The following is a 7229-nucleotide window of genomic DNA, read 5'->3' as shown; positions in this document are numbered from 1 at the left end:
GGAACAGACCTCCGGGCCGCATCAGCAGCCTTCGGAGGTCTGTTTCATGTTCAATCTGCGGTTATTCCCAAGGAAAGTCCGTAATCAAATAATCGGCGAAGGCCTTGCTCTGCTCCCGGCGGATTCTGCGCATTTCCGCCCGGTGCTTCGCCGTTTCGTGCAGCCGCTTCTCTTCCTCCGTCTCCGGAACGACTTGCGGCACCGGGACGGGCCGCCCGTTCTCGTCCAGCGCAACGAACGTCAGGAAAGACGTTGCCGCAATTTTCCGCTCGCCGGTAATCAGGTCCTCGGTGATGACTTTGACGAACACCTCCATCGAGCTTTTGCCGGTCCAGGTGACGAACGATTCGAGGCAGACCGAATCCGTAGGCCGCACGGGCAACAAAAAATCAACGGAGTCGGTGGATGCGGTGACGACGTTTTTCCGGCAATGCTTGGAGGCCGCAATCGAAGCGATATCGTCAATATAAGCCATCAGCTTGCCGCCAAACAGCGTATTGTGATTGTTGACATCGGTCGGGAATACCCGGGACGTTTTGTAGCATCGCGATTGTTTGGCAAATTGTTGTTCCATGAGTTAGGCCGCCCCTTTTTCATTATCCGATCAATTTCATTAATCCCCTGAATTCGAGCTCTTCAAACTTGCTCAGGACCGAATGCCGGTCCATTTCCCAGAAGCAGCTTTCCAGCGCGCAGGCGACGGGAGCTTCGCAGCAGATCGTAGCGAGGCTTCGCGAGAGGTGCAGCATGTCGAGCTGCGTTTCGATCTTGGAGCGGACGCCCTTCGGCAGCAGCGCAAGATTTTCCAGAATCCCTTCGATGGATTCGTACTCCACCAGCAGCTTGAGCGCCGTCTTCTCGCCGATGCCCTTGACGCCCGGGTAGTTATCCGCCGTATCGCCCATCAGCCCTTTGAGATCGATAATTTGCTTCGGTGTCAGCTGCATTTCCTCAAGCAGCGATTCCGGGCTGTAGACGGCGTAATTGCCCTGGCCCTTCTTCATGATCACGACCCGCACCCGCTCGGCCACGAGCTGCAGCATATCGTGATCTCCCGTCAGTATGTATACCTCCGCGTCCTGACTGAAGTGCTTCGCCAGCGTGCCGATGCAATCGTCGGCCTCATACCCGGGGATGCCGACGTTCACGACGCCGAAGCTGGACGTCACCTCTTTGACCAGGTCGAACTGGGGAATGAGCTCTTCCGGGCAATCGACCCGGTTCGCCTTATATTCCGTGAATTGCTCGCTGCGGAACGTTTTGCTCCCCATATCCCAGCAGCAAACGATGTGCGTCGGCTTAAACCGCTGTACCGCATCCCAAAAATATTTTACGAATCCGAATACGGCGTTCGTCGGCTTCCCGTCGCTCGTCTTCATAATATATCCGCTGTAGGAAGTGGCATAAAAGGCGCGGAACAGCAGGGCCATCCCATCCACGAGCAGAACCCGCGGGAGCGTTCCCTGCTTATTATCGGAATCATTCATATTGTTCAAATCGATTGCATCCTTCAACTGCTCCAAGCTTCATCTCTCCCATGAACCGTTATCCTCCATCATTATAGCACAGCTTCGCAAGCCGGAGACGCAACGTTTGCAAAAGCAAAATGTCCCAGCGGCTTTCCAACCATGCAAAAAAGAATCCCGATCGATTCGCAGGCTTTAAAAAGGCCCCCGTTCGATCGGGATGGATTTGGCTTGATCCTCGTTCGCTACCGCTATACCAAATGAGACGCCAAGCGGGTATCGGACGTTTTTTCGATGATTTGCCGCAGGATCGCTTGAATGCCTTTGACGTTTTCTTCGACGAAACCGGATTCCAGCACCTCGTCGTGATTGCCGATCAGCGGATATTCCGCATAGCTTCCTTCCGTCGACTCCATCCATAAGAGGCGGTTCCCTTGCGCCGCATCCTCCGCGCCGGTGCCTGCGGCCACGAATCCGTGGATGTCGGCCCGGACTGTCCCCGTATTCCGAAGCCCGTTCTTATACATGGCGTAGTCGTATATTTTTTGCTTATGCGTCTCGGTCAAAATTTGCTTATACGGTTCGGAGATCTGCTCCAGAAGAAGATCGATTTCCTGGACCGTTTCCTTTTTGGTGAAGCCGGTGATTTCGCAGCTTTTGACCGAATCGATCATGATGATGTCGGACACCGCGCAGCCTTTGCTTTCCAGCGCTTTAGCCACTTCGTGCGCCAGATTGCCTCCCGTCGAATAGCCGAGCAGCACGTAAGGCTGCTTCTCTTGAATGCTCACGATATGCTCCACGTAGCGCTCCAGCAGCTCTTCCCCATGCCCGCAGTCCTGGATGAAGTCGAGTCCGTAGACGACGCATTGGTCCTCCAGCAGCCTCGCCATCTCGGCAAAGGCAAGGCCATAGCCAATCATCGGAGGGAAGCAGAATAGGTTGAGCGGGCCGCGCTCGTTCAGCTTGACAACCGGATAACCGGCGTTGCGCTCCAGCTCGGATTTCAGCAGCTCGCGCGCGAGCCCTTCCACCGTCGGCGATTCGAACACGGCGCGAATCGGCAGCTCGACGCCCGTCTCCCGGTGTATTTTACGCACCAGCTCCAACACCTTGAGCGAATGTCCTCCCAAGGCGAAGAAGTTGTCCTTCACTCCGGCGCGCGGAACGCCGAGCACCTCCTGCCAGAGCTGCGCCAGCCGTTCTTCCGTCCCCGTACGCGGCGCAGTATATTCCGTGCCCGTCCACAGGCTTCCGTCCGGCGCCGGCAGCGCCTTGCGGTCGATTTTGCCGCTGGAAGTCAGCGGCAGTCGCTCCATGGGCACGAAATACGCCGGAACCATGTACCCCGGCAGCAGCTCGGCCAAGGCATCCCGCAGCTCATTCATGACAAGCTCCCGGTCTCCCGCGACATACGCGCACAACTGCTGCTGCCCGCCCTCGTCCGCGACCGCAACGACGACGGCTTCCCGGACGGACGGCACCTTCATCAGCTGCGCCTCCACCTCGCCAAGCTCGATCCGGTAGCCGCGGATTTTGACCTGATCGTCGATGCGGCCCGCGAATTCGATCGTGCCGTCCGGCAGCCATCTCGCCAAATCGCCCGTGCCGTACATCCGCTCGCCCGGCGCAAAAGGATTCGGGACAAATTTCTCCGCCGTCAGCTCCGGACGGTTCAGGTACCCTTTGGCCAGCCCGTCGCCGGAAATATACAGCTGGCCCAGCACGCCCACCGGCTGCAGCTGTCGATGGCGGTTCAAAATATACGCTGCGGTATTATGGATCGGCTTTCCTAACGTAACCGGGGTTCCTGCTTCGCATGGACCGGCAAGCACATCGATCGTCGTTTCCGTCGGGCCGTAATGATTGTGAAGCGCGTAGCCTTTGCAGATCAGTTTTTCTTTTAAAGAGTCCTCCAGCCGCTCTCCTCCGCAAATTAAGACGCGCAGGGCAGGGTGCTTTTCTTCGTCTTCCCCGGCCAGAAACTCACGCATGAGCGCCTGCGGAAGATCCAGAATCTGGATTTCATTGGCAGCTATATAATCCAAAAGACGCCGCTTGCTCAAGAGCGTTTCCTTGCGGATGACATGCAGCTCGCCGCCGTGCAGCAGCATGCCGAACATTTGCTCCACGCTGGGATCGAACGTGTATTCCGCCGTCAAAATCATGCGCGGCCGGACCTGTCCGAAATACCGGGCATGGAACCAGCTGACGGTGTTAATGACGCTGCGGTGCGCGACCATCACCCCTTTGGGCTGCCCCGTCGTTCCCGACGTATAGAGCACGTAGACCAGATTGTCCGGCCCGCTGGCGTGCTCCGGATTCGAACCGTCGTCACCGCAGGCCTGCGGGTCGTCCAGCCCGACGATCGTCCCGTCAAAAGCCACCGGCTCCCGCAGACGGCCTTGCAGCAGCAAGAGCTGCGCGCCCGAGTCGTCCAGCATGTAACGAATCCGTTCCTCCGGATATTCGGGATCGATCGGCACATAAGCTCCTCCGGCTTTGAGAATCGCCAGCACGCCGACGATCATCTCCAGCGAGCGCTCCGCCATAATCGCGACAAGCTTGTCCGGCTGTACGCCTTCGGCCCGCAGCGCATGCGCGAGCCGGTTCGCCCGCTCGTTCAGCTCGCGGTAGGTCAGCCGTTCGTCTTCCCAGACGACCGCCGTCCGGTCCGGCGTGCGTGCCGCCTGCTCTTCGAACAGGCCGTGCACCGTCCGCTCCCGCGGATAATCCGCCGCCGTCTCGTTGAACGCCCGGACGAGCCGCTCTTTTTCCTCCGGCGTCGCCAGCTCCAGCTCGCTCACGCGAAGGTGCGGGTTTTCCGTAACCTGCTCCAGCATATGGATAAAATGCCCCTGAATCCGCCGGATATCGTCCGCATCGTACGCCAGCGTATTGTAGCCGAAGCTCACCCGGATTTCTTCGCCCGGCAGCACCACCAGGTTAAAGTCGTAATTCGTCTGCTCGAATACCGACACGTTGCCGATCTCAAAAGCCGCTTCCCCGGCGCTTCCGAGCTGCTCCACCTGCTCCTCGACGGGATAGTTTTCAAACACCATGATATGGTTGATCAAATCCTGCCTCTGCCCGGTCAGCGCTTGAATCTCGAACAGAGGGTACGTATCGTAGGCGTTGGAGGCCAGCGCGTGCTCCTGGGTCCTTCTCATCGCTTCCGCGAAGCTCTCTTCCGCCTCGCAGCGGATACGCACCGGAATCGTATTGATAAACAGGCCGACGATTCCTTCCACCCCTTGAATGTCCGACGGCCTGCCCGATACGACGCTGCCGAATACGGCATCTCCGGTGTTGTTGTACTTTTGCAAAACGATGCCCCATGCCGTTTGCATCAGTGTATTCACGGTTACCTGATGCTTTTTCGCTGTCCGGTTCATCCGCCCGGTCAAAGATTTCCCCAGCCCGCAGGTCCATTCGCCCGGAACGTAGCCCTCCGCTTCGCGCAGCTTCGTTCCCGGCAGCGCCGTCCGCTGCTCGTATCCGGACAAGTAATCGCGCCAATAAGCGGCGGCCGCTTCGCCGTCCTGCGCTTCCAGCCATTCGATAAAACGGCTGTACGGCACGGCGGCGGCCAGCTCGGGCTGTCTTTGCTCCCGGATGGCGTTGTAGCCTTCGAACACTTCCTTGTTCACCAGCGACAAGCACCAGCCGTCCATGACGATGTGGTGGAAGCTCCAGACGAAGCGGTACGTTTGGTCGCCGGTGCGCAGGATCGACACGCGGATCAGCACGTCCCGGCTCAGGTCGAAGCCCTTCGCCTTATCCGCGATTTCGAAAGCCTGCGCATAAGCGCTGCGCTCCGCTTCTTCCATCCCGCGCAAATCCTCGTAATAAAATCCGCAGTCCCGGTTCCGGTACACAACCTGCAGCGGCTCCGCCCCCCGAGCGTAATAAAAATTGGTCCGCAGCGCCCCGTGCCGGCGTACCAGCAGGTTCAAGCTCTGGGCAAAAGCGTCGACATCGAAGCTGCCCTGAAGATCGTAAGTCACCTGTTCGAAATAAGCCGACGAGTGCCGGTCGAACTGACTGTAGAACAGCATCCCTTTCTGCATCGGCGTGAGCCCGTACACGTTCTCGATTTCGCCGGCAGCTTCCGCTTCTTCCACGAGCTTATCCAGTTCTTCGATGGTTAATCCTTTGTACGAAATATCGCTCGGCGTCAGCTCCGGCCGCTCCTTCGCGGCGCAGTGCGCGATGACCTCGCGCAGGCTCGCTTCCAGCAGCCCGGCCAGCCGCTCCATCGTTTCCTTGCGGTACACGTGGCCGCTGTAGCTGATCGTCAGCTCGAGCACGCCGCCCGAGATCATGCCGTTGATATCCAGCGTATAAGCTCTGGGCATGCTTTGGCCGATCGACGCGCCGCTTGAATAAGGGGAGGCGTGCAGCGCGTTGCTTTCCATATCCTGATCGAACTGCCCCAAATAGTTAAAGCTGATTTCCGGCTGTACCTCGAACGTTTCGCCCTCCCGGGGAGCCGACAAATAGCGGAGAATCCCGTAGCCGATCCCCTTCTGCGGAATTTGGCGCAGCCCTTCCTTGACCCGCTTGATCCGCTGCGATATCTCTTGGCCGGCGCCCATCTCCAGCACGACCGGAAACTGGGTTGTAAACCAGCCGACGGTACGCGTAATATCGATATCCGGAAGAATGGCTTCCCGCCCGTGACCCTCCAGATTGACGAGCACCCGCTCCATCCCGGTCCACCGGTGAACGGCCATGCCCACGGCCGTAAGCAGCAGATCGTTCACTTCCGTGCTGTAAGCGCGGTGCGCCTGCTTGAGAAGCTGCTCCGTTTCCTGCGCCGACCATACCGCCGTGACGGCTTCGCTTTCCGCAAGGAGCGGTCGGCCCTGCCGGTCCGGCGTCTCGTCCTTAGGCAGCGGCTCGTAACTGGCCTGCGCGATTTGCAGCCAATAGGCGCGTTCGCGCTCCATGGCCGGACCGTCGGCGTAAAGGGACAGCTGCTCCGCCCACAGCCGGAACGAATCCGTCTTGTGCGGGAGGCGGATCGTCTCGCCTTGGACCGCCTGCCCGTAGGCGCTCGCCAGATCCTCGAACAAAATGCGCCAGGAAACCCCGTCGACGACCAGATGGTGAATAACGATCAATAAATGGTCCCCGTCCGCGCAGCGGAACAGCCCCAGCTTCATAACCGGTCCGGTGCTCAGGTCGATGCCGCTTTGAAGCTCGTTCGCCTTCGTTTCGATCGCCGCTGCGCAGTCCGTTTCCCCTGTGAAATCCGCGATGTCCAGCGTGAACGGCTCGCCCTCGTCGATCCCGCGGTTCCACGCCGCGTAGCTGCCGTTTTCCACCCGGCGGTAAACGGTGCGCAGCGCGTCGTGGTGCCGGGCGATATGGCGCATCGCCTGACGCAGCGCCGCTTCGTCGAAGCCGTCCTTCCGGTAAAGCATCACCGCCTGGTTAAAATGATGCGGCTCGGCCGGCTCCTGCGCGAAAAACCAATGCTGAATCGGCGTCAGCTTCACGCCGCCCGCAGCTTCCCCTTGATCCGCGATGCGGCTGACCGGGTGGACGATCCCGCTAAGTCCGGCGATGGTCGGAAATTGGAACAAATCCTTCATTTCCAGCTTGTAGCCCGCCTGGAACAGCCGGGAGGAAATTTGGATCGACTTAATCGAATCGCCTCCAAGGTCGAAGAAGTTGTCCATAATGCCGACCGTTTTGACGCCCAAGACCGCCTGCCAAACCGATGCGAGCGCTTGCTCTATCGCATTTCGCGGGGCG

General features: G+C 59.1%; 3 protein-coding genes. All 3 read right to left on the bottom strand.

All coding sequences use genetic code 11. From position 1 onward, the window contains the following. Positions 1-61: 61 nt before the first annotated feature. On the bottom strand, positions 62-574 hold the full coding sequence (locus PEH01S_RS33660) for an acyl-CoA thioesterase (RefSeq protein ID WP_025851091.1): 513 nt from the start codon (positions 572-574) through the stop codon (positions 62-64). A 22-nt stretch (positions 575-596) separates the two neighbouring features. Continuing rightward, positions 597-1487, bottom strand: a complete 891-nt coding sequence (locus PEH01S_RS33655) for a 5'-3' exonuclease (RefSeq protein WP_127490396.1) — start codon at positions 1485-1487, stop codon at positions 597-599. Positions 1488-1717: 230 nt separating this feature from the next. After that, positions 1718-7229, bottom strand: a 5512-nt coding sequence (locus PEH01S_RS33650) for a non-ribosomal peptide synthetase (protein ID WP_127490395.1), incomplete at its 5' end; no start/stop codon positions are given.

It is taken from the genome of Paenibacillus ehimensis NBRC 15659 (assembly GCF_004000785.1).
Taxonomy (GTDB): Bacteria; Bacillota; Bacilli; order Paenibacillales; family NBRC-103111; genus Paenibacillus_G; species Paenibacillus_G ehimensis.
The sequence above is the reverse complement of the archived record's forward strand: the minus strand, read 5'-3'. Positions and strand labels throughout refer to the sequence as shown.